General features: G+C 66.8%; 23 protein-coding genes and 1 pseudogene. 13 read left to right on the forward strand and 11 right to left on the reverse strand.

Annotation, left to right across the window (positions count from 1 at the left end; translation table 11 throughout):
• Positions 1-2,104: 2,104 nt before the first annotated feature.
• From IPK85_00950 to IPK85_00980, 7 genes and pseudogenes are all read right to left on the reverse strand, one after another.
• Positions 2,105-2,805, reverse strand: a pseudogene (locus tag IPK85_00950) (DUF389 domain-containing protein).
• A 217-nt stretch (positions 2,806-3,022) separates the two neighbouring features.
• The gene (locus tag IPK85_00955) at positions 3,023-3,898 is read right to left on the reverse strand and encodes a cation:proton antiporter (protein ID MBK8245963.1); all 876 of its coding nucleotides are present in this window, start codon (positions 3,896-3,898) and stop codon (positions 3,023-3,025) included.
• 52 nt (positions 3,899-3,950) lie between these two features.
• A complete protein-coding gene (locus tag IPK85_00960) occupies positions 3,951-4,130 on the reverse strand; it encodes a cation:proton antiporter (GenBank protein MBK8245964.1) in 180 nt (59 codons plus the stop codon).
• Complete coding sequence (locus IPK85_00965; protein MBK8245965.1) at positions 4,094-4,492, reverse strand: cation:proton antiporter; 399 nt, start codon at positions 4,490-4,492, stop codon at positions 4,094-4,096. The genes IPK85_00960 and IPK85_00965 overlap by 37 nt, the downstream gene beginning before the upstream one ends.
• Positions 4,493-4,556: 64 nt before the next feature.
• Positions 4,557-4,742: a hypothetical protein gene (locus IPK85_00970; protein ID MBK8245966.1), complete on the reverse strand. Its 186-nt coding sequence runs from the start codon at positions 4,740-4,742 to the stop codon at positions 4,557-4,559.
• 209 nt (positions 4,743-4,951) lie between these two features.
• A complete protein-coding gene (locus IPK85_00975) occupies positions 4,952-5,143 on the reverse strand; it encodes a hypothetical protein (GenBank protein ID MBK8245967.1) in 192 nt (63 codons plus the stop codon).
• Between the two features lie 35 nt (positions 5,144-5,178).
• The gene (locus tag IPK85_00980; GenBank protein MBK8245968.1) at positions 5,179-5,601 is read right to left on the reverse strand and encodes a MarR family transcriptional regulator; all 423 of its coding nucleotides are present in this window, start codon (positions 5,599-5,601) and stop codon (positions 5,179-5,181) included.
• A gap of 372 nt (positions 5,602-5,973) precedes the next feature.
• Here IPK85_00980 and IPK85_00985 point away from each other — a divergent pair, with 372 nt between their 5' ends.
• From IPK85_00985 to IPK85_01025, 9 genes are all read left to right on the forward strand, one after another.
• A complete protein-coding gene (locus tag IPK85_00985; protein ID MBK8245969.1) occupies positions 5,974-6,690 on the forward strand; it encodes a cation:proton antiporter in 717 nt (238 codons plus the stop codon).
• A complete protein-coding gene (locus IPK85_00990) occupies positions 6,675-6,941 on the forward strand; it encodes a hypothetical protein (protein ID MBK8245970.1) in 267 nt (88 codons plus the stop codon). The genes IPK85_00985 and IPK85_00990 overlap by 16 nt, the downstream gene beginning before the upstream one ends.
• On the forward strand, positions 6,907-7,044 hold the full coding sequence (locus IPK85_00995; GenBank protein MBK8245971.1) for a hypothetical protein: 138 nt from the start codon (positions 6,907-6,909) through the stop codon (positions 7,042-7,044). The genes IPK85_00990 and IPK85_00995 overlap by 35 nt, the downstream gene beginning before the upstream one ends.
• A gap of 81 nt (positions 7,045-7,125) precedes the next feature.
• A complete protein-coding gene (locus IPK85_01000) occupies positions 7,126-8,034 on the forward strand; it encodes a family 1 glycosylhydrolase (GenBank protein ID MBK8245972.1) in 909 nt (302 codons plus the stop codon).
• Positions 8,035-8,254: 220 nt separating this feature from the next.
• Positions 8,255-8,398: a hypothetical protein gene (locus IPK85_01005; GenBank protein ID MBK8245973.1), complete on the forward strand. Its 144-nt coding sequence runs from the start codon at positions 8,255-8,257 to the stop codon at positions 8,396-8,398.
• Positions 8,358-9,248, forward strand: a complete 891-nt coding sequence (locus tag IPK85_01010) for a family 1 glycosylhydrolase (protein MBK8245974.1) — start codon at positions 8,358-8,360, stop codon at positions 9,246-9,248. Before IPK85_01005 ends, IPK85_01010 begins: the two co-directional genes overlap by 41 nt.
• A gap of 176 nt (positions 9,249-9,424) precedes the next feature.
• A complete protein-coding gene (locus IPK85_01015; GenBank protein ID MBK8245975.1) occupies positions 9,425-9,817 on the forward strand; it encodes a hypothetical protein in 393 nt (130 codons plus the stop codon).
• Positions 9,720-9,986, forward strand: coding sequence for a hypothetical protein (locus IPK85_01020; protein MBK8245976.1), 267 nt, complete (start codon positions 9,720-9,722; stop codon positions 9,984-9,986). The genes IPK85_01015 and IPK85_01020 overlap by 98 nt, the downstream gene beginning before the upstream one ends.
• 41 nt (positions 9,987-10,027) lie before the next feature.
• Positions 10,028-10,633: a hypothetical protein gene (locus IPK85_01025; GenBank protein MBK8245977.1), complete on the forward strand. Its 606-nt coding sequence runs from the start codon at positions 10,028-10,030 to the stop codon at positions 10,631-10,633.
• Here IPK85_01025 and IPK85_01030 read toward each other — a convergent pair.
• From IPK85_01030 to IPK85_01040, 3 genes are all read right to left on the reverse strand, one after another.
• A complete protein-coding gene (locus tag IPK85_01030; protein MBK8245978.1) occupies positions 10,624-11,079 on the reverse strand; it encodes a hypothetical protein in 456 nt (151 codons plus the stop codon). The genes IPK85_01025 and IPK85_01030 overlap by 10 nt on opposite strands.
• Positions 11,076-12,197, reverse strand: a complete 1,122-nt coding sequence (locus tag IPK85_01035) for a thiol-activated cytolysin family protein (GenBank protein MBK8245979.1) — start codon at positions 12,195-12,197, stop codon at positions 11,076-11,078. Before IPK85_01035 ends, IPK85_01030 begins: the two co-directional genes overlap by 4 nt.
• 92 nt (positions 12,198-12,289) lie before the next feature.
• Positions 12,290-12,691 carry a hypothetical protein gene (locus IPK85_01040; protein ID MBK8245980.1) on the reverse strand — a complete coding sequence of 134 codons (402 nt, stop codon included), beginning with the start codon at positions 12,689-12,691 and terminating at the stop codon, positions 12,290-12,292.
• On the opposite strand from IPK85_01040, the gene IPK85_01045 reads away from it, so the two are divergent.
• The 3 genes from IPK85_01045 (at position 12,690) to IPK85_01055 (ending at position 16,066) form a co-directional block, all read left to right on the forward strand.
• The gene (locus tag IPK85_01045) at positions 12,690-12,992 is read left to right on the forward strand and encodes a hypothetical protein (protein ID MBK8245981.1); all 303 of its coding nucleotides are present in this window, start codon (positions 12,690-12,692) and stop codon (positions 12,990-12,992) included. The genes IPK85_01040 and IPK85_01045 overlap by 2 nt on opposite strands.
• Complete coding sequence (locus tag IPK85_01050; GenBank protein ID MBK8245982.1) at positions 12,989-15,622, forward strand: serine/threonine protein kinase; 2,634 nt, start codon at positions 12,989-12,991, stop codon at positions 15,620-15,622. Before IPK85_01045 ends, IPK85_01050 begins: the two co-directional genes overlap by 4 nt.
• A gap of 141 nt (positions 15,623-15,763) precedes the next feature.
• Positions 15,764-16,066, forward strand: coding sequence for a helix-turn-helix domain-containing protein (locus IPK85_01055; GenBank protein MBK8245983.1), 303 nt, complete (start codon positions 15,764-15,766; stop codon positions 16,064-16,066).
• A gap of 687 nt (positions 16,067-16,753) precedes the next feature.
• Here IPK85_01055 and IPK85_01060 read toward each other — a convergent pair.
• Positions 16,754-18,202, reverse strand: a complete 1,449-nt coding sequence (locus IPK85_01060; GenBank protein MBK8245984.1) for an RHS repeat-associated core domain-containing protein — start codon at positions 18,200-18,202, stop codon at positions 16,754-16,756.
• A 2,041-nt stretch (positions 18,203-20,243) separates the two neighbouring features.
• Between IPK85_01060 and IPK85_01065 the strand changes: the two genes are divergently transcribed.
• Positions 20,244-21,566, forward strand: coding sequence for a hypothetical protein (locus tag IPK85_01065; protein MBK8245985.1), 1,323 nt, complete (start codon positions 20,244-20,246; stop codon positions 21,564-21,566).
• The last annotated feature ends 103 nt before the right edge of the window (positions 21,567-21,669 follow it).

Consider the following 21,669-nt stretch of genomic DNA (forward strand, 5'->3'; position numbering starts at 1 on the left):
ATCGGCCAGTCCGGTGCCCCATACAGGAAACGCTTCAGATCCCCGGCGGCCGCGGGATGACGTCGCAGATCTCTTCCGATATGTGGTCCTCCGGGGCGCCTGTTTGATGAACTCCCCTATAGCCGCAGCCCAGATATCCGCGTAGACGTTCGGGTTCTTGTAGGCCACTTCCGCTTCCAATCGGTCACCACGGGTTCCCGAGGTAGCGGATCACGAGCTTCGTTCGGGTGATCCACCGCCCCCTCATCGATCTCGAGGGGATGGGAATGGCGGAACACTTCCGCGGGCCGGGAGTAGGTGTCCCCAGGTGAATCACGACCGGGACGTCGAACTCCTCCGCGGGGTCGTAGACCACCTGCCGAGCGCCAGTCGTGCGGATGAAGGTTCACCACCGGGTACGGCTTCAACGCCTTCAACAGCCCGGCGGCAGGAAGTCGACCCAGTCCGGAGCCGTACGCTCCCGATAGTTGGTATAGCTGACCCCGGCGACCACCCCCACGGTTCGGGATGATCTCGAAGATAGCGCTACCACCCCGGGCGTGCTCAGGCAGTGTGGGCTCTAGGGTAACCGGTAGGGACCGGGCATAGTCCACCCGGTTCTCAGCCGTAGACGGCTGCGGCTTGTCAAACTGCTGGCGAGGACACGCTTCCTGTCTGGTGGCGGATTGTTCAGGTGCTATGGCAGTCGGCAGTCATCGCGCGGCGGGAATGGGAAAGTGACCGGCCCGAGCTGCGACGCCGCGTGGCCAGCGCGCGCATCATCCAGGCGATAAGCCGGACGCTCCAAGGGCGCGCGATGCGATACCCTCGCCGCCAGATGGCGTAGGATCGCGGCGCAACTCTCTCGCCGCGCGAGGTAGGGTGGCGCGGGCCGGTGATAGCCTCGTGATAAGGTAGAACGACGACGGGTCGTCCTCTCAGGCGCGACCGTGGTTGGAAAGCGGGAAAGTTGAGCAGGACACTGACCGACGCGCGAAGGCGCAATGCCACGCGGGTTCTCCCGCTGGCCTCACAGGAGCTCCCGAACGCACCACACCCAGCCTGCGCGCGTCGCGCTCGAAGCACGGCATAGCTTTAGCACAAACGCGGGCCAGCCCACCCGAGCGCATCAGGGGTCAATCGGGGTACCCCACCGTCCCCACATTCAGGCTCCGAAATAGGTCCCGGTCGCCAAGCCCACAACCTTGCGCCCGCACGGCGATCAACAAATGCCACGCAAGGTCGGTCAGACCCGCCAGCGGCCTTCCTCGAGGTGGCCTGCGAGTCCGCCAGGAGACACGCTCCGACGAGTGAAACGTTCGCCCGAGCAAGGCATACGCCTCCGAAGCTGCGGATCATTGGCGTCCGCGACCTCGGACCGACAGCCGGGTGGGACCTGGGAACGACGGGCTTCCGGATCACGGGCTGCGGGGGGCGCGGAGTGGGCCACGCGAAGCGAGTCCAGACGCAGGCGCTGGACGGGGAAGGTCTCTGACTCGTCGGCGGTCAGAGCACCCGCAGCCGCACAGGCAATCACCGCGGTCTGGGCGGTGTCTCCCGCGACCGCCCCTCGCCGCCCTGGACGGCGGGCCCCACCCTGGATGGGCGTACATCCGGGTAGAGCGCCGAGCTCCCGCGCAACGTCGCCGAGCGGCCACTGCGCTCCGCGGGAGGCACTCGCCCTCCAACAGTGCGATTGCGTCACGGACTTTAGCGCCGCCTCATTTCGCGTATAGAGATCCTCGAGGATCCCCGAACGCACCATCTGGCCTAACTGTTCGGGCGCCATCGCTGTCCCTTCGTCCGGCTGGTGATCACCGGGCGCGCCCGATCCAGCCCGTAGTTGGCCAGTCGCAGGCGCAGGTTGTCCACCGTCTCCGGCGAAAGTGGGCGTCCTAGGATCGTTGTTTCGATCGCCGACGAAGTCTGCCCGTGGACAATCTTCGGACACCACCGAGCGGTCCGGAAATACCGGGGACTCCTCCACAAACCGCCGCGCCGCGGACTCCGAAGCGCGTTTCCCGCACCACCTGCCAGCCGACGTACACACTCAGCAGGATCGTCAATCCCAGCGTAGGCCTCAACAGGAGCGCCGGCGCCCCCCACTCCCTCCGGATCCAGCGCTTCAACGCGCTGAAAGCCGAGGAGAGTCGCCAGACCGAGAGGGTCGCGAAACAAAGACCGAGTTGATGACGAACAGGTACAGGGCCCCGAAGAAGAACGAGAAGTTCGATGGACAGCCCAAACCCGGCCGTGCAAAGGGGCGGCATGAGGCCGTCGCACGCCACGCCCGGGATGACGTTGCCCGGTCCCCCTTACGCGTGACCGCGATGATCCCTGCGCTCCCGCCAGCGAGGGGCGACGAGCACGTCGTAAATGGTGGGCCGCGTTCGTGCGAAAGCAGCTCGGATTGCGCTTCGGCCGCGGAGGAGAATCAGGAAGTACAGCGCCGACGTCACGAGGCTTGCCGATGCCGCGATCGTCAGGTTGCGCACCGAGCGCCGCACCAGCACCAGGTCGTTGATGCCCCGGCCCAAGGCCCGCCCCATGATGGGACCCATCAACGGCGAAATCAGCATGGCGCCAATGATGACCGCCGTGGAGTTGACATTCAGCCCGACGGACGCGCGACGACGATCGCAAGCACGAGGGCAGCCAGGTTGCCCCCGTGAACTCGATCTGGCTGACGATCTGCCGAACCGCCCCTTCCTCGTCGGTGTCGCTGAGCCGATACAGGGGACGCAGGGCGGCCCGCAGGCGCACGATGGCACTCCGGGTCCCCGTCCTGGGTCTGGCCTCGACCTCTGCCTGTTCTGCGCGCGTCATCGGTCTCGTGGCGGATTGGTATCGTCCTCCCCGGTGGTCGCGTCCCACCGGCCGGGGAGCCGTGCGGTCGCTACACCTCACGTCTGGGTGGGCCCCCGGGTTCCGGCGACGCGGAGCCGTGCGGACGTGGGAAGCGCCTCGACCCCATGCGTTTCGAGTTGTATGCGCCGACCGGCGACCCTGCGCGTCAACTCCCTCATGAACTTCGCTGGAGATCTCATCCGCGCGATAGCCCTCCCACCAGTCGGGCCTGCCAGGGCCAGAAGGTGCCCGCAATGCATGGCGGTCTCGCCCATCGCCCGGCCTGACGGCCGAGGTGTCCGATGGCCCTCGCGCGGCGTCGAGGCGATGCCGGTAGGGGTGCGCGGAACGCCTCGGCGTCGCCGTCGCTGACAACGTGGCGGACCCCGAGGTTGATCGATCTCCCTGGAGCGCGCCCGTCGCGACACCGCACCTCGGCGCGCGCCCGTTCCAGCGCGATGTGGTCCCATTCTTTCGGGACGAGTCCCAGCCGGCGCAACAGGGGGCCATGGTCATTCCCTGGAGGAGAATCGACGAGAGCACCAGCACCAAGCGTCATCGTGATCAGCTGTTCCCGATGCGGCAAGTCACGCGGGAGCCCAAGGGCGAGCACGATGGACAACCCGCCGCGGATCCGCCCCGGGCGAGGACCGTGGTCCACCCATCGCGGCACAGCTTCGTTGGTCCGACGCAAGCAGCACCGTGACCGCGGCCACGACGAAGAACCGGGCAGCGAGCATCGCGACCGTCGCCACCGCGATCTCGCGCCAGTAGGAGGCGGGCCACCCAACGAGACCTCGAATCCGATCAGCAGAAACACGATGCTGTTGAGCGCAAAGGCAAGACTCCCAGAACGATTCCACCGCGGAGAAGGGTAGTGGGCGACATGCCCTCGTCCCGGACCGACATTGCCGCACACCAGCCCCGACGCCACGGTGGCGATCACCCCCGACGCGTGTACCTGTTCGGCGGCCACAAACGCGCCGTAGGCTGCGGTGACCGTCAAGGTGATCTCGATGGTGGGCTCGTCGACCCGCTTGGTGACGTGCGACGCGGCCAATCCAACCGCCACCCCGATCAGAGCGCCACCGGCCGTGGTGGAAGGAACTGCGCCGTCAGCGCACTCACGGTGGTCGTCCGCCGGTGACCGTGGCGAGGATCAGGGCAAAGAGCACGATCGCGGTGCCGTCGTTGAGCAGGCTCTCCCCCTCCACCAGAAGGCTGAGGCGCGACGGCACATGCAGCGTTCGAAATAGGGCAACAACCGCTATGGGGTCAGTCGCGGCGATGAGGGCGCCGAACACCAGCCCTGGCTGAGCATGAAGGTGGGATCCACCTCGAGCCCGCGCACGATCCACGCGGTGATGACGCCGGTAACTCCGATCGCCGCCACCACGCCGGGCACCGCAAGCGCGAGGATGACGCGGGCGTTCTCGCGCAGCCGGTGCCACCTGATGTGGTATGCCGCCTCGAACAGCAGGCCAGGCAGGAAGACGGCAAAGAGCAACTCCTGCGTCAGGTGCGGGGCGTCGATCCAGCGCAGCGCCCCAAGCCCGAGTCCGGCGAGGACGAGGGCAACGGTATAGGGAATGCGGAAGTGCCTCACCAGCAGGGCAACGGCGGTGGCCACGCAAAAGAGCAGGATGAACGCGAGCTCGGAATTCATGGACGGCAAGCTGGGGGCGGAACGACGGGAAGAACATACCTGCGAGGCTGGACCCTGCCTGCGGTCACGACGCCGGGCGTTCTGGTTGGGTCAGTGCGACCCGCAGCGTAGGTGCCTCCACAAGGTGGAACGTGGCCGAGGCAAGCTTGACCGTCCCCTGCGTCGCCTCGACGCCGAATGCCGCGGCGACGAGCACGAAGAGTTTGCTCGATCCGACCCGGCCGCCCCACTCCCTCAGGCTTGCGTCCATGGTGCCTGGCTCTGGACCTGGTTCGGTACTCCTAGGTTCGGGTCGTTCGCGCACGCTCGACGCGGCGCCGCAACGCGTTCATTCACGATCGAATCGCTGCGCTGGCAGCCGCCCAGCTGGTGCCCCGGTGGCGGTCACCACGACTACGCCGAGGGAGACGGTGGTCACGGTCACCGTTGCGCGCACCTTGGGAGCGCCCACCGGGCCACTCACTCGCTTCTGGCAACGAGGACCCGCGTCAGTCGCGTCGCGTACTTCCCCAGGTTGCGACCGGGGGCGTCGCGAAGACGCGCGGACTCCAACGTCTCGTCCGGCCCGTTGTCTCGAATGGTCACCGGTGTCTCGGCTGTGGCCGTCTTGCCGCGTTCGCCACGGGCCTGCCGGAAGGCGTCGACGCCCATCGGGCCTCGCGCATTGGTTGACTTCCTCTGTCCTGTCATATCCCCCCCCCGTCTGTTCGGTTGGACCGCGCGGGCGCGGCGTTTCGGCGGCAGCTCCAGGCTCCTTCGGTGCGGCAAGGTGTTCGGCCAGTGCCGACATGAGAGCGCATGGACGCGTCGGATATCCTCGGGGTCGCTCTCGGCGAGGACGGCGGTGACGGCGGACTCGACCGTCTCCTCCGTGTCCCCTGTGAGTCGACGACCACGCCGTGTGAGGACACGCGGATCCGGCGTCGATCGTGGCGATCCGCGGTACGATTCAGGAGCCCTGCCTCCTCGAGCCGCGCGAGCAAGCTGGACAGGCTTCCGGGGTCCAGGTGGAGCAGCGCCGCCAGTTCGGAGGCCGTTGCGTCGGGGAATCGACCAGCCAGGCGAATCACCATCCGTTGCGGCGCGGTGACCCCAAGGCGCCCCTGCATGTCGCGACCGACGCTCCATGGCGTGGTTCACCCCGCCATAACAGACGCAGGAAGTCCAGCACGGGCCCCAGCTGATGATCGACGGTCGGTTCCGCGGGCGGTTTGGACATTCCGGTTGGACATGGGACAGGACGGGCCAGGAACGTTCTCGCCAAACATCGGGAGACTTTCGCTGGCAACACGGTGACAATAGCACAAGATACTTGGATTTCCAAGTATCTCGTGTTACCCTATGTCATCGCCGACCTGGCCCAACGATCCGGACCGGGGCTCGGCCTTCCCTGATTCCCCCGCGTTCCGCAAGGTGACCGATGGCCGACGAGGCAACCCCGGAACTCGCCTACTACCTGCCTGGTCTTCGGGTTGTTTGTGGTGCCGAAGTTCCTGCAGCGGTATCGCCTGCCGAGTGCGGTCACCAGTCTCGCGCTCGGGGCGTTCGTGTCGCTCGGCCTCCACCTCTTCACGCAGGACGCCACGATCCAGCTCTTCGCCACGCTGGGGATCGTGGCGCTCTTTCTGTTCGCCGGTCTCGAAGTGGATTTTCGCGAGCTGCAACGGGAGATGACGGTGCTCACCTGGCACCTGGGGATTCAGCTTGTCCTGCTTGGCGTGGTTACCTGGATGTTGGCCAGCCTGGTGCCGCTGGGCGCGCGGCCGCCCTGGTGGCGCTGGCCCCTCCTCACTCCCTCCACGGGGTTCATCCTGGACTCCCTCCCAAGCTTTGGGCTCAGCGGACGCGAGCAGTTCTGGGTGAAGTCCAAGGCGATCTCGACCGAGCTGGTGGCCCTCGCGGTGCTGTTCGTCGTGCTCCGGGGCGATGACATCCAGCGCCTGGGGATCTCCTTTCTGACGCTAGGGGGGTTGGTGGTCGTGGTCCCGCTCGCGTTTCTCTTGTTCGCGCGCACGATCCTGCCCTTTGCGCCAAAGTCCGAATTCGCCTTCCTCGTGATCGTCGCACTGGTCTGTGCCTTCGTCACCCGACGACTCGGAGTGTACTATCTGGTCGGCGCCTTCCTCGTGGGCGTCTCGGCGCAGCGATTCCGGCGCGAACTTCCGGCGCTGGCGTCGGAAAGATGCTGCACGCGGTAGAGGTCTTTGCGTCGTTCTTCGTGCCGTTCTACTTCTTCAAGGCCGGGCTGCACCTCGAGCGCAGCGACCTGGCCTGGACGACCTTCGCGGTTGGGGCCGGACTCCTGGTGGTGGCCGTGCCGCTGCGGGTGGTCACCACGGCATTGCTGCGTCGCATGGCGCTGCGTGAGCAGTGGCGCGACGCCGTGCGGGTGTCCACCCACTCCTCCCACACTGGTGTTCACGCTCGTGATCGCGGAGATCCTGCGTGAACGCTTCGTCCTTTCCCCGTGGTTGTTTGGGGCACTGGTCTTCTATACGGTCCTGAACACGATCATCCCCGGACTGCTGCTGCGCGCCGGCGGCGAGGCCTGACTTGATTGTAGCCGGCGACGCGCCCGATGAAGGGGTGGCGCCGCTCGTCCCCCAACCGACCCAGCCTTGCCCCCTTGAACGATCGCGCATCCAGGGACCCCATACCCCCTTCATGCATCGAGACCCGGCGTCCAGCGCGCCGACACAGGAAGAGCGCGGGAGCGAGCTGCCGACGGATTTTCACTGGGGGCGTCTCCACCTCGGCGTACCAGATCGAGGGGTGCCCACGACGCGGATGGGCGCGGTCCATCGATCTGGGACACGTTTGCCGGCCAGCCGGGCGCGATCGAACGTGGGGAGGACGGTCGACACGCGTGCGACCATTACCACCGCTGGCAGGACGACGTCAGGCTCATGCGTGAACTGGGGCTGTCGAGTTACCGGTTCTCCGTGGCATGGCCGCGCATCCAGCCAACGGGGCGCGGCGCGGCGAACGCCGCAGGCCTCGCCTTTTATGACCGGCTGGTCGATGGCTTGTGCGAAGCAGGCATTCGCCCGTTTGGGACACTGTACCACTGGGACCTCCCCAGGCGTTGGAGGATCGCGGCGGGTGGCCCCACCGCGACACCGCGGACCGGTTCGCCGACTACGCCGCGTTGGTGGTCGGCGCGCTGGGAGACCGGGTCAGGGGATTGGTCGCTCTTCAACGAGGCCCTTCATCTTCACGTCGCGCGGATACCTATTCGGGCGATATGCGCCTGGCCGCCGCAGCCTGCCCGCTTTCCTCTCGGCCGTGCATGTGGTGACCATGGCCCATGCCCTCGGCTTTCGGGCCGCCAAGGGTGCCCGAAGCGACGTGCGCGTGGGCTCGACCTTTGCCCTGGCCCCCTGCGAACCGGCGACCAACACGCCGGACGACCGGTGGGCAGCAAGCTACGCGGACGCCCTCTTCAACCACCTCTTCCTCCAGCCCCTCCTCAACGGCCAGTACCCACGCGCCTTTCTCGAGAGCATCCCCGCTGCCGCATTGCACGCCAGATCAGGCGATGACGCATTGATGCGTACCCCGCTCGACTTCATCGGCGTCAACTGCTACTACCGGCTCGTGGTGAGTGCGGGAGGCCATAACCGTCCCCGACCTGCCCTACTTCCTCTTTGATATCCGATCCGACACACGCAGCGCCGGCGGTCCGCCGACTTCAGCACGGCGCCGGGACAGGTCGCCCCAATCGAGAGCGCCTTTGGTCGCAGTGAGGGGAACCGAACGGCGATGGGATGGGAGGTGTGGCCCAAGGCACTCTACGACGTGCTGATGGAGCTCACCCGGCTCTACGGCCGCATCCCGCTGGAGGTGTGCGAAAGCGGCTGCGCCTTTGACGAAACGCCGGACCCCGACGGTCGCATCCGGGACTGAAGCACGCATTGCTTATCACACAGAGCCACGTCGAGTCGGTGCGACGGGCTGCCAGGACGGGGCACACGTCCGGAGCTATCACGTATGGAGCCTCTACGACAACTTCGAATGGGCGTCGGGTTATCGGCCGCGGTTCGGCCTCATCCACGTCGACTTCGCCACGCAGCGTCGGACATGGAAGGACTCGGCCTTCTGGTTCCAGCGGTTGTGTCGGGCCGCGCCGCGCGGCGACGAACCAACAGGCGGCATCGTGACGCGCGTCGTGCTGTTTTCCGACGTCGACGGCACCCTGCTGGATCCCGCCGGCAAATACGCCATGGGCCCGCTCGCGCTGGAGCCATACCTGCCCGCCCTGCAGATCGTGCTCGCCTCGAGCCGGACGGTCGGCGAACTCGTCCCGGTACAGCGCGACCTTGGCATTACCGGGCCAGTGGTGGCAGAAAATGGAGCCGTCGTGGCCTGCCCCGCAGTGAGCGCGGGCAACCTCATCGGTGAGCCGGCGACGTACGACGGCGAGGGATGGATTGTGGTGCGGTTGGGCGTTCCCGCTGACAGCCTCCGTCGGCAGCTGATTGACGCCGCGCTGCGCACCAAGGTATCGATGGTGGAGCAGGACACGGTGTCTCCGGCCTCGACCGTCGCTGTTCCGTCCTGTTTCGTCCAGCGCCGGGCGCCCCGTGACCTCCACCGGCCCGCTCGTGGCGGACCTGCGGGCGCAGGGCCTGACGGTTGCCTCGGGAGGCTCCCGGCAGGCGCTCACGGGCAATGCGGACAAGGGCAGCGGCGCGGCGGCGCTCCTGCATCACCTCGGGGGCGAGACGCCGCCCGCGGTCGCCGCCGTCGGCGATGAGGACAACGATGTGCCCCTGCTGCGAGCCGTTGGTCGAGGGTTCGTGATTCGTCGTCCCGACGGCACCTGGCACCGGAGCTTGCCGCCTTGCCGGGCGTCACTCGACTGGGCGCCCGTGGCATCCGGGGGTGGCGTACCGTGGTTCGCGTGCTGGGGCGGGAGGCGACCACACCACGATGAAGCCCACGCGCCCTCGCTGGACCATCAGCGTCCTCACGATTCCCGAACGGGAGTCGTACCTCAGACGCTCCTCGCCTCCATCGCTGCGCTCCCCGGCGCGGCCGGGTTCTGTCGTCGACGTGATCTACAACCGGGATACCCGCGAGGCACCAGCTGACGTCGAGGAACGGGTGCGCGGCCTCGTGACGGGATTGCAGCTCAACGTCTACTTCAACCCGGCCAACCCGACCATTGGCGCCGCGCGGATCCAGCAGCTCAATCACTGCAAGACGCCGCTGGTGGCCTTTGCGGATGACGACCTCTCCCCTGCACGGCGACGTCCTCGCCTCCGTGGAAGAGGAGCTCCGCCGTCTGCCCGTGGCTGGCGTGGGACTCCGTTCCTACGTTGAGGACACCGACCAGTTGTTCAAGCCACGGGCGTCGACGCCCAGCGTGGACGCGCACGGCATGCGGTTCATGCCCGTGCAGGGGATGCTGGTGGCCGGCTACCGACGGCTGTTCCTGGACGTTGGGGGGTTCAACCCCCGGCGGAATTCTGGGGCGAGTGGACGGAGTTGAACTTGCGCCTCTGGCGCTCAGGGTTCCCGACCGGCTACGCCATGTCCGGCGCATTCCTCAGGCACTGGGAGCGAGCCCCCGCTTCACCGACGCGCAGCATGGTTGGCCGGGAGGAGAACGTGCTCTGGGGCCTGATGTGCACCGCGCTCGAGTATGACGCGATCGAGGAAGGACCGGAGACCACGCCCTTCTGGGACCTGGTCGGGTCCCGGTACATCGCCTACTCGTTCGGCGCAGATGTCAGGATTCAGGATGTCCTGCGCACCGCCTTGCGCCTGACACCGCGGATGAGCGCGATGTACCCCCAGATCGCGGCCTTCCGGGATACCGTGCGCCAGCATCCGTTCGACTTCAAGCCGTTCACGCCTTCACCACAGAAGAAGTCGCTGCCGTCCTGGCTCACGCCGCAGCGAGGATTGGCCCCTACCGTGCCGATGCCTGGGGCGGATCCAGCGACTGACATCAACAGCACCCGAGGCGCAACACTCACAGAGAGCGTTTCCACAGGTGTCGGCACCCCGCGCCGGTTCTCGCGACACCGCGCGCCCGGAGTTCATTTCGCGACCCGGCATAACGCCACACGGGGATGGTGCCTCCCGCACCACCCCCGTGGGTACCAGAGCGCGCGTGGTCCGCGCTACAGGTAGTTCGCGCGTTTGGTTACCCGGTAGGTGAACTTCCCCGTGGCCCCGAGGGCGTTGACCGTCGGCGTGAAGGTCACGGTGCTGCCGTCCCCGATCGACTTCATGTTGTTCAGGTTTCCGTTCACCGCGCCGGGATAGCCGAATGGCATACAGCCGGCCACTTCCGCGAATTCGGAGCAGAGGTTGAAGCTCTGTCCCGGCGCGATGGTCGGGTGCGGGTGACATTGAAGTTCTGGGGGCCCGTCGTGGGTCCGAACACCCCAACCTGCATGAAGCTCGCATCCACCCGGGCGATAAACGCACATGCCAGGGCAGAACCCCGAGGCCCGCTCCACGCGCGTCAGGTTCACGTTCACTGTATAGCTCCCCGGCGCGCGGCACCCCGTTCGCTGGTCGTACGCCACGTTGTTGTGGATCGTGGCTACCTGCCGCCCCTTCAAGGTCTTCACCGTAAAGGCGATCGGGACCGCGGTAGTCGCCTCGGCGGGCACGAAGAACTTGCTCCAGTCAAGCGAGGCGATGGCGGCCGTCGCGGCCGATTGCGGGCCACCGAACGGCAGGATCTGGTAGTTCGCCGTGGACAGCAGGCTGCGCTGTCGTTGGGTGAGGTCGCGCCGCCGCCGAAGGCTCCGCCCGCCACGTTCATCGCGGCCTTCAGTTCATTGACATCGATCACGTCGGTCGACCGCGCCGAGAAGAACAGCGCCCGGCCGTAGGTGATCGACTCGATGTACAGGGGAATGTTGTCCGGCCCGAACTTGCCACTCGCCACCAGTGCCTGGAGATCGGCCTCCCGAACCGACGCAGCAAAGAAGTCCGACCCCTTCGGCAACAGGTCCTCGGCCACGTTGATCGTGTACATCTCCTGCACGAACTTCACCACCACCGAGTTGGTCTTCACGCTCCGCGTGTTGCTGGAGTTGATGTTCCCACTCGCGTCGATCCCCTTGAGCGGGTTGCTGTAGCCGGCGGAGACGCCGACCGCTGTCATGGATTGATCGAACGTGTTCGCCTCGGTCAGCTCGAAGACCATGTTGGCCAGGATGACGTCCTTCACCCCTTGCTCGGTCGCGCCACGACGCTGCAGGTCCGCGATGGCCTGCGCCATGGTCACGCTGTTCACGTCCTTCACCTCGATCGACTGATTGCCGAGCGGGAGGGAGATGCGGAGCGTCATCGGAGCCCGCGCCAGCGAGGTGATCACCGCTGGACTCCCGCCGCGCAGTGTCTTCCCCTCGATCAGCGCCCCGGGATAGAGGTTGCTCAGGTTGCTCCCCGCCGACAACACGCGGTTGAATGGCTTGACCGTATTCAGGTTGGAGACGTCGCACTTGTAGTCCATGAAGTCGCTCCCGGGGCTTCCCGCAGGAACACCGCCGGACGGGCGACCGGTGCCCGTTGGGACGGCATGTTGTCGACCCACTCCGGGGAGGGCGGTAATGATGGACTCGATCTTCGCCGCGTCGGGCGACTTGGGGATGCCCCCGTCGGGGCCGGTGGAATCAGTGCCGCACGCGGCGAGGACGCTGAGCCCGGCGAGGGCGGTAAGGCGAAGGAGGCGGGTCATGGTGGGGATGGCTGAGGCCCGGGGACGATTTCCTGCTCACCCCAGAGAGCGACGCTCCCGGGCCGACTCCCTCATTTCGCGGCGATGAGGGATCACGCCGCGGATGTCGCTCTATGAAGTGACATGTTGACCCTTCCTCGTTGGCCGGCACCGGGTGCGGAGGCGCGCCCCAGCGCGTACCTTGCGACGTTGCTGCTTGCCCAACGTCGACGCGATCGATTGATGTCCGAAGGGAACACCGTCACGCGTGTGCTCCCGCCTGGCAGGTCGGCGATGAGGTGGACCTCGATCGCCTCATGCCCATGGTGTACGAGGAACTGCGTGCCCTTGCATCGCGGCAGATGCAGGGCGAGCGGGTCGGCCACACGCTCCAGCCGACCGCCGTGGTTCACGAAGCTTTCCTGCGGCTGTCCGGCACCGACATCCAGTGGAACGATCGCGTGCACTTTTTCGCCGTCGTCGCGGCCACGATGCGGCGGGTCCTTGTGGACCATGCCCAAGTCGCGTCGACGCGACAAGCGCGGTGGTGGCGCTGCGCACGTGTCACTCGACGAGGCGCTGCACGTCGTGGACGGGGCCGTGAGCGACGTCATCGGACTGGACGAGGCCCTGACACGGCTCGCCGTCCACGAGCCCAGGAAGGCACGCGTCGTGGAGCTGCATTACTTCGGGGGGCTCAACTACGACGAGATCGCATCGACGCTCGAGCTCTCTGCAGCCACCGTGGACCGTGACCTGCGCTTCGCCAAGGCGTGGCTTCGTACCGAACTGCGTCCGCCGGAGGACCCCACGTGACCGAAGCACAGGGAGACGACCGGAGCGCGTGGGTCGCCCTGGAGGCGGCCTTTGCCGAGCTGGCTGACCTGCCGGTCGACGAGCAGGCACAGCGGCTCGCGGCGCTCGATCTCCCGCCAGAGTTGATGGCCCGACTGCGGGCCCTCCTCGACGCTGATCGCACGTCGCACGACGTCATCGGGTCGGCGATCGCGGCGGTCGTCTCGGCACCCTCGGGTCCCCCACCCACCGAAGTCGGCCCATGGCGCCTGCTTCGCTCACTTGGCGTCGGTGGCATGGGGACCGTCTACCTCGCCGAACGCGCAGATGAGGCATATCAGGCGCAGGTCGCCATCAAGTTCCTGCGCGGTACGCTGGCGACTCCGGATCTCGAGCGGCGCTTCCGCGCCGAGCGCCAGTTCCTCGCCACGCTCGACCACCCGGGCATCGCGCGCCTCATCGATGGCGGCACCGCCCCGGACGGCACGCCGTACTTTGTCATGGAGTATGTCGACGGCGAGCCGCTCGACACCTGGTGCGACGCCCACCATCTGGACGTGCGCGCCCGCGTCGCGCTGGTGCAGCGGATCTGCGACGCGGTGCAGCATGCGCACCAGGGGTTCGTCGTCCATCGCGACCTCAAGCCGGCCAACATCCTTGTCACCGCTGACGGCTCGCCCAAGCTTCTCGACTTCGGCATCGCCCGGCTGGTGGACGACTCGCGGGAGGGGCGCGACCTCACCTTCTACCAGGCGATGACCCCGTCCTACGCGAGCCCGGAACAGCTGCGCGGCGGGGTCATCACCACCGCGTCCGATGTCTGGTCGCTCGGCGTCATCCTGTTTCGCCTGCTGGCCGGTGTCCCCCCGCACGACCTCGACGGCCTCTCGGCGGCCGAGGTCGAACGGCGGGTGACCACGACCCCCGCCCCACCACCGTCACATCACGCCCCGGCCGCACGATCCCGCGAGCTGCGGGGCGAGCTGGACACCATTGTACGCAAGGCGCTGCAAGTGGATGCCGCCCAGCGGTATCGCACGGCGGCCGATTTCGCCGAGGACCTGCGGCGATGGCTCGCCCGCGAACCCATCCTCGCACGGCGCCCGACGGCTGCATATCGCACTTGGTCGTTTGTCCGGCGTCACCCGCTGGGGGTTGGCGCCTCGGTGGCGGCGGTCCTCGCCCTCGCCGCGCTCACCGCCACCTCCCTGGTGCAGGCCGGCCGCGCCCGCGACGCCGCCGAACGCGCTGCGGCCGGCCAACGCACCGCCGAACAGGCGACCAACGAATTGGTGGAGCTGCTCAATCTCGCCGACCCCAACATCAGTGGCGGGGAGACGATCACGGCACGGGGTATGCTCGATCGCGGCGCCACGCGCATTCTCACCGGGCAAACCACAGATCCCGACGTGCGCGTCTCCCTCGCGATCGCGCTCGCGGCGGTCTACCGGAACCTGGCCGCCTACGACTCGGCCGGACCGCTCCTCGATACCGCACTCGCCATCCGCACGCGCACCCACGGCCCTGCCTCGTCAGCCTACGCGCAGGTCCTGCACGAGTACTCCACGCTCCAGTATGCCCTCGGGAACTACGATTCGACCGCGGCGCTCGAACGTCGCGTTCTCGATATCCAGCGCGTGGCTGCCCCCGGGGACAACGCCGTCACCGAGGCCGCGCTGGAAGGACTCGGGACCGCCCTCGATGAGACGGGCGAATACGTGGAGGCGGAACAACACCTGCGGGCCGCCCTCGCGATGGCGCGCGTCGTTCATGGCGACAGCGCCATGGAGGTGGCGAACGATCTCCTCTCCCTGGCCGCCGTGCTCCGCGCACAGGCACGGTACGATGACGCGGTGCCCTTGCTTGAGGAGTCCGTCGTGGTCGCCACGCAGGTGCGCGGGCGTCGCAACCTCGACGTCGCGAACGCGCTGAATCATCTCGCGCGGACGCACTCGCTGGCTGGGCGGCATGAAGCGGCCATTCCGATCGTCAAAGAGGCGATCGACATCCAGGCAACGGTCCATGGGAAGCCGCATCCCGAGACGGCGGCATCCCTCGGCAACCTCGCCGGGATCCTGGCGAACCTCGCGCGGCTCGACGAATCGCGCGTCGTTCGCCTGCAATCGCATGAGATGCTGATGGCGTACTTCGGTCGCAGCCACCCGTACATCGGGGCGTCGTTCACGGCGATCGGTGATCTCGCCTTCCGCCAACAGGACTGGCAAGGAGCCCTCGCCGCGTATCGTGAGGCGAGGGTCATCCAGGAAGCCACCCTCCCGCCAAACAATCCGCAGCGCGGCACGGCATTGACCGGAATCGGCCGCTCCTTGCTGGCGTTGGGCCGTGCGAGCGAAGCCGAGGCGCCCTTGCGCGCGGCCTATCGCGTGCGCGCGGCAGGATTGCCCAAGGGACACTGGCACATTGCCGCGTCGGCGCTCCCGCTCGGGGAGTGCCTCCTCGCGCTCCGACGGCCGGCGGAGGCCGAACCGCTCCTGCGCGAAGCCGCGCAACTGCTCGAGGCCACGTTCACCGTGGCCGACGGGCGCGCGCGGCAGGCGCGGGTCGCCCTGGCGAACGCGTTACGCGCACTCGGGCGCACGGCATCGGCGGACTCGGTGGCGGCGATCCGGGACTCGACCGACGCGCGTTAAGCTCGTCGCGGCCCGCGTCGGCGTTCCGGCGCAGGATCACGGAAGTGCACGGATGGTCCGCCAGGGCGTCCGACGTAGCAACCTGCATTGATTACCCCATATCAGAGTCGTGTCAACTCCGCCCCCGACGCCGCCCCCATCATGCAGCCCTCAGCCACCGCGTGGAGCGCCCCGACCATGACCCCGACCGACCGTCAGTTCAGCAAGGACCCGGGCCGCCGCCTGGCCCACCTGCGCCAGGACGCCAGCCTCACCCAGCAAGTCGTGGCCACCCACCTCGGCATCGCCCAGCAGACCCTCGTCCACTACGAAGTCGGCCAGCTCCGCCTCCCCGTTCCGCACGTCCCCAGGCTCCAGCGTCAGCACGAGCGCCTGAGCCATCTCCCCAAAGCCCAGCAGCAGGCTGTCCTCGCAATGCTCGACGGCGTCCTCCAGCAGGCGTAACCGCCCGACGCGCACCCCCGAGCAGCCCCACCGCGCGGGCCGCCCGCAGTTGCACAGCCGCTAAAACAAAAGCCCGACCGCGAGGGCCGGGCTTCCGTCTCACATCCTCTGCTCTTGCCTACCCAGGCGTGCAGCTGACAGAGCGATACCGCCGCCCTGCAGCTGACGCTTAAGGGTTAGGCTGTTGCTGATGTTCTTGTGCTAGCGCGGCATCCTTCTTACTGTAAATCTGCCGGCAGGCGCCGCAGGCGCCGATTGCCTCCACGTGCCTAATCCCACACCGTCACGCACACGACCGATCATCGCGACCTCTGCGTCAATAACGTTGGGCGCGAGGACGAGCGCGAAAGAGTCGGGCCATGTTCGTCCTCCCACGAGTTTCGGCGCAATCGTCAGATCACCCGTGAAAACACCAAGCGAGTCAAGTTCGCCTTGATAGTGTCCCAACAGGGAGTCGCCGATCACGGACTCAATCGCGATCGCAACTCGAAGCGAATCCGTGGGGGGAACGGGGACCCCGGGCAGCCGGGCGGGGCGCTCGGCAACAAGGATTCGCAACTCATAGCGTGCGCCGGCCTGCCAGAACTCGTTCGACATTGCCCGCTCGCAGCCTGTTGAAGCCATCATTGCGACTACCCAACTGAGCTTCTGCAGGGAGGCCCTCTGCCATGTCATGACTTGCTGGGGTCAAGGGTTGTATCGCGTGCGCGTGCCGCCTTGGGCATTCGCGGGTAGTTGACTGCGAACCTGATTCTCGAATCTGAGAATGCATCCGGGCGGGCTGTCGCTACGGCAAGCGGCCGCGCCCTTCCCAAGCCAAGCGCTTGCGTGCCCCATCTCGTGCCCCATGACCGAAGCAGCGGTGAACATCCACTTCGACCCTGGGTCCTTCGAGAACAGGTCAAAGTTCGCCTGATTCAATCCCACGCCGTTAAAGATGATCGTTCCGCTCTTCCAGCCGGCGCCAAGGGTGAACGAGTTCCTCTCGACTCCAGCCCCCAACGGGTCGTTCGCGTCACGGATGGTCAGATGCACCGACTTGTCGCGGTCCAAACGATTGTAGGCGTCGCGGAACGTCGAAGAGTTGCGCAACAGGTAGGACACAATGCGCTTGCTGTTCTCTCCTTGGACCTCGATGTCGAAAAGCCCAAACGGATCCGAGAAGTTGACGGGATCGCCGCCGGCGTAGCCGTAGAGGTTGAGGCCGCCGGCGAGGCCGATGGGATCCTCCTGCGTGAAGCGCCCGCTCTTGGGGTCGTACAGCCGGTTCCGCTGATAGATCAGCCCCCCCGCCTCCCGCTTCTCCTGCAGCAGGCTCCCGTGCCAGCTCAACGTCAACAGCCCCCGTGCACCTGCCGATACGGATCCGCCGTGAACGGCCACGTAACGTACACACACCGCTGCGCCGTGGCCACGCCCGGCGCCGGGCACGCCGCCTGCCCCACCGCCACCGTGTACGGCCGGTACTGCGCCCCGTCGCTGAACAGCCCCAGCAATGGCGTCCCCCGCACGTCCCAGAACACCAGCAACGTGAAGCGCGGCCACGTCAGGCTCGCGCCCGACGGGTTGTCCTTGTAGTCGTAGCGCGTCACGCTCAGCGGTTGGTCCACCCCCAGCCCCGGCCCGTACACCACCCGCCCGAAGAAGGGGTTCGGGTCCAACGTCGAGGACGGGGCCTGATACGTCGGGAATCCGCTGTCCAACTCCTCCGAGCTCGCCCCATCGATCGGCGCCCGGATCTCGGCCAGCTCCTGATCCCCGTCCCAGATCGTGCGCCGCACCCCACTCGTCACACACCCCACGTCCGTCGTCGGCGCGCAGGTCGTGCTCGTGCTCACCCAGACGCGCCGCCCCAGCGGGTCGTAGCGGAACTCCTCCAACGTGCGCCGGCCCGAGAGCCGCCGATCCACGGCCGCCACCCGATCGTCGCCCCGATAATACGTCGCCCGCTCCTCGCTCACCGCCGCCCCCCCGGGGGGCGTGGTGGTCTCGAAGCGGGTGTTCCCCGCCGTGTCGTAGGCATACTGCGTCCACGTCGGCGTTGACCCCGCGTTCGCGACCTGTAGCCCAAGACGGCCGGCGGCATTGTACGTGTTTGTGGTCGCGAAGGTGCCAGCCTGAGGCGGCAGGGACCAGCCCCCACTATTCGTCAAGAGATTGCCCAGGCCGTCGTACGTGAAGCTTCCGTTCTGGGTAAAGAGCGGCGTTGTCTGATTCACGAGGCTGTAGCCGCTCGCGACCAGGGAGTCGGTGAGCAGGTACCCAAACCCGCTGTAGGTACCCTTGGGATACCCGCCGCCGGCGAAGGCCACCTGATCACTCGCGCTGAGGATCTGGCCCCGCGCGTTCCGCGAGGCGACGCTGAAGTTCCGGATGGTCGTGCTCCCAAAGTTCGGGAAGGCGGTCGACCCCGGGCGCAGGATCTGGTCAAGGTTCAGGCGACCCGCGAGGTCATAGCCCAGGGTCTGGGCGATCCCCGCGGGATAGCTGACGTTGGTCAGCAGGCCACGACCGTTATAGGTGAAGCTGAAGGAATTGCCGGCGATATCCGTGACCCCGGCGAGCGCACCCCACGAGGTGTAGCTCCAGCTCATGGCCGAGCCCGTGAACAACGTGGTCGGGCTCAGCAGCAGGCTGGTGCGGCGGCCGTTGATGTCGTAGCCGTAGTTCAGCGAGTAGGTGTGGGGCGTCCCCGTGCGGGAACGAGTCTTGACCACCTGGGTTTCCGACATGAGCGCCCCGCTCGAGTGGTACGATCGGGCAATGTCGGCGTCGAGGCCCGTTGCGGTCAGGACCTGGTTGGTGGCGTGGTACGTGAAGCTCTGCGACTCGGATGAGGCTGAATAGTTGTAGGGGCCGTTCTCCACACCGGTCACGGGCGTGATGTTCGGCGTAGGATAGCTGTAGGCGGTTGGTCCGCTGATCGATCGTGAGACCATCCGATTGAGGACATCGTAGGACATGGTCATACCCCCGCCGGAACGCAGCGTGACACCGGTGACATTCCCGGCGGCGTCATAGCTGGTGTATTGCGCGCCGCCCGTCGACTCCGACTGGGACACGGCGCGGTCGGCATTGTCGTACACGTACGACGTGGTCTGTACCGCGATGTTCTGGGGGTTTGGGGTCCACGAGCGGGCGACCGACTGCAGATTGTCCTCGGCGTCGTACACGTTCGCGATGGTCTTCGTCCCACCACCGCCTGCCGCCGTCGTGACACTGCTCAGCACGTCATTGCGCTCGGTGTACGTGAGCGTGGTGTTCTCGCGCGGAGTGCCACCCGCGTTGGTGCCGGTCGGGATCAGGGTTGTGGTGGTGAGCCCGGTGTTGGCGTTGTTGGTGTACAGCGTGGTCTGGTCGAGTTGGTTGTCATACCGGTTCAGATTCCCCTTGGCATCGTAGAAGTATCCTTCATCGCTGCCGTCGGGCGCGACGACCACCTCCACCTGATTGTTGCCGTTGTAGCTGAAGGTCGGTGAGCCAACCAGGGTCGCGACCCCCGGTTTGACTGCGGTGAGATCCCACCACCCAGAGGCTGTGTCCGCATACGTTGATCCGCCCACGCTTGCTTCGGCAAAGGCGGTCAGCGTCACCGTCATGCCTGCTTGTGCCAGCCCCATGGTCGCCACCAGCGTCACGTTGACGGCCCCGAGGGGGTCCTGTGCATCGGCCGGCGGAACGAAGACCTGCCCTGGGCACGTCGTGACGGTGATCCCTGAGCCACCGCAACTGAACGTTACGCGTGCATCGGGGCCCCCAATGGTGCCGTAATTCCGGAGAGTGAAGCTGAAGCTATGTCCGCCACTGAATTCCAGGCGAGGCACCGCGTCACTAAGCCCATTGGGCGTGACCTCGATGTCCACGACGACCTGCGCGGAGCTCGCCCGTGTGGTGGCCAGCGCGGCAAGCAGGGCTGCGCCCGCCCGGGTGACGCCTCGCCTAAGCGCGGATGACGTGACGGTTGACAGCATGCGCACTCCAGGGAGGGTGGAAGGCCTTCGTGTGCGCGCCGCAACCTCCACGGCCGCAACACGCGGCTGTGCTCGACGTTTGGAGTGTGTGCCGCGCGCGCGAGCGCCTGGCCTGCAATGTCTGTGCCGTCTAACCCTGTCGTGTCATCCACCTACTAACTGAGAGCAGGTCGCGAACGCGGGGTCAACGCCGACGTGGACGCAGTATGCCTACGACACGGCGGGGAACACCCGCTTCGAGACCACCACTTTCGGGGCGCGGCGGTGAGCGAGGAGCGGGCGACGTATTATCGGGGCGACGATCGGGTGGCGGCCGTGGATCGGCGGCTCTCGGGCCGGCGCACGTTGGAGGAGTTCCGCTACGACCCGCTGGGGCGGCGCGTCTGGGTGAGCACGAGCACGACCTGCGCGCCGACGACGGACGTGGGGTGTGTGACGAGTGGGGTGCGGCGCACGATCTGGGACGGGGATCAGGAGCTGGCCGAGATCCGGGCGCCGATCGATGGGGCGAGCTCGGAGGAGTTGGACAGCGGATTCCCGACGTATCAGGCCCCGTCCTCGACGTTGGACGCGAACCCCTTCTTCGGGCGGGTGGTGTACGGGCCGGGGCTGGGGGTGGACCAACCGCTGAGCGTGACGCGCTACGACTACAAGGACAATCCGTCGGGCGCGAGCCTGACGTGGCCGCGCTTCACGTTGCTGGTGTTCTGGGACGTGCGGGGGACGCCCTTGCTGGGGCTGTTCAGCGACGGGGCGCAGTACCGGCCGTACACGGTGGGGGTGGGGCAGACGGCGTGCCCGGCGCCGGGCGTGGCCACGGCGCAGCGGTGTGTGTACGTTACGTGGCCGTTCACGGCGGATCCGTATCGGCAGGTGCACGGGGGGCTGTTGACGTTGAGCTGGCACGGGAGCCTGCTGCAGGAGAAGCGGGAGGCGGGGGGCTGATCTATCAGCGGAACCGGCTGTACGACCCCAAGAGCGGGCGCTTCACGCAGGAGGATCCCATCGGCCTGGCCGGCGGCCTCAACCTCTATGGCTACGCCGGCGGCGATCCGGTCAACTTCTCGGATCCGTTTGGGCTGTGTCCAGCCTCGATGCGCGACGCCTCGGGGAAGTGTCCAGGCGGGCTTTCGGTTGGTCAGTGGGATCGCGTGATCTACGCGATCAACAATCGAATGACCCCTGAGGCGGGAGCAAGAGTCAGAGGGCTCCTCGAGTCCGGCGACATTCGTTCAGGATTCTCCGGGTTCCAGCAGCTGAGACAGGGAGCTACCGGCAAGCGGCCGACGGCGACAGCGTTCGCCGGCCACGTCGAAATGCGCGAATCAGCATTCGAATTCAGTCCAGGGACACTCGCGTTCGTACTCGCCCACGAGTCACAGCACCTTGAGCAGTCATGGCTCACGAGTACGAGCAGAGGGCGTGAGCGCGACGCCGATGCGTACGCCTGCGCGAATACAACTCAACGCGGTGCGGGTGCCAAAGCAGGCTCCGATCCGGGTGCCACGTGCGGTGCACCAAGGAAGTAGAGCCTCGGCCACGGGAGAAGGAACATGAGGAAAAGACCCATCATCTCGATTCTGCTAGTGCTCCTTCTACTCTTTGTAGCTGCGATCTACTTCGGGGGGATTG

It is taken from the genome of Gemmatimonadota bacterium (assembly GCA_016712265.1).
GTDB lineage: Bacteria > Gemmatimonadota > Gemmatimonadetes > Gemmatimonadales > Gemmatimonadaceae > RBC101.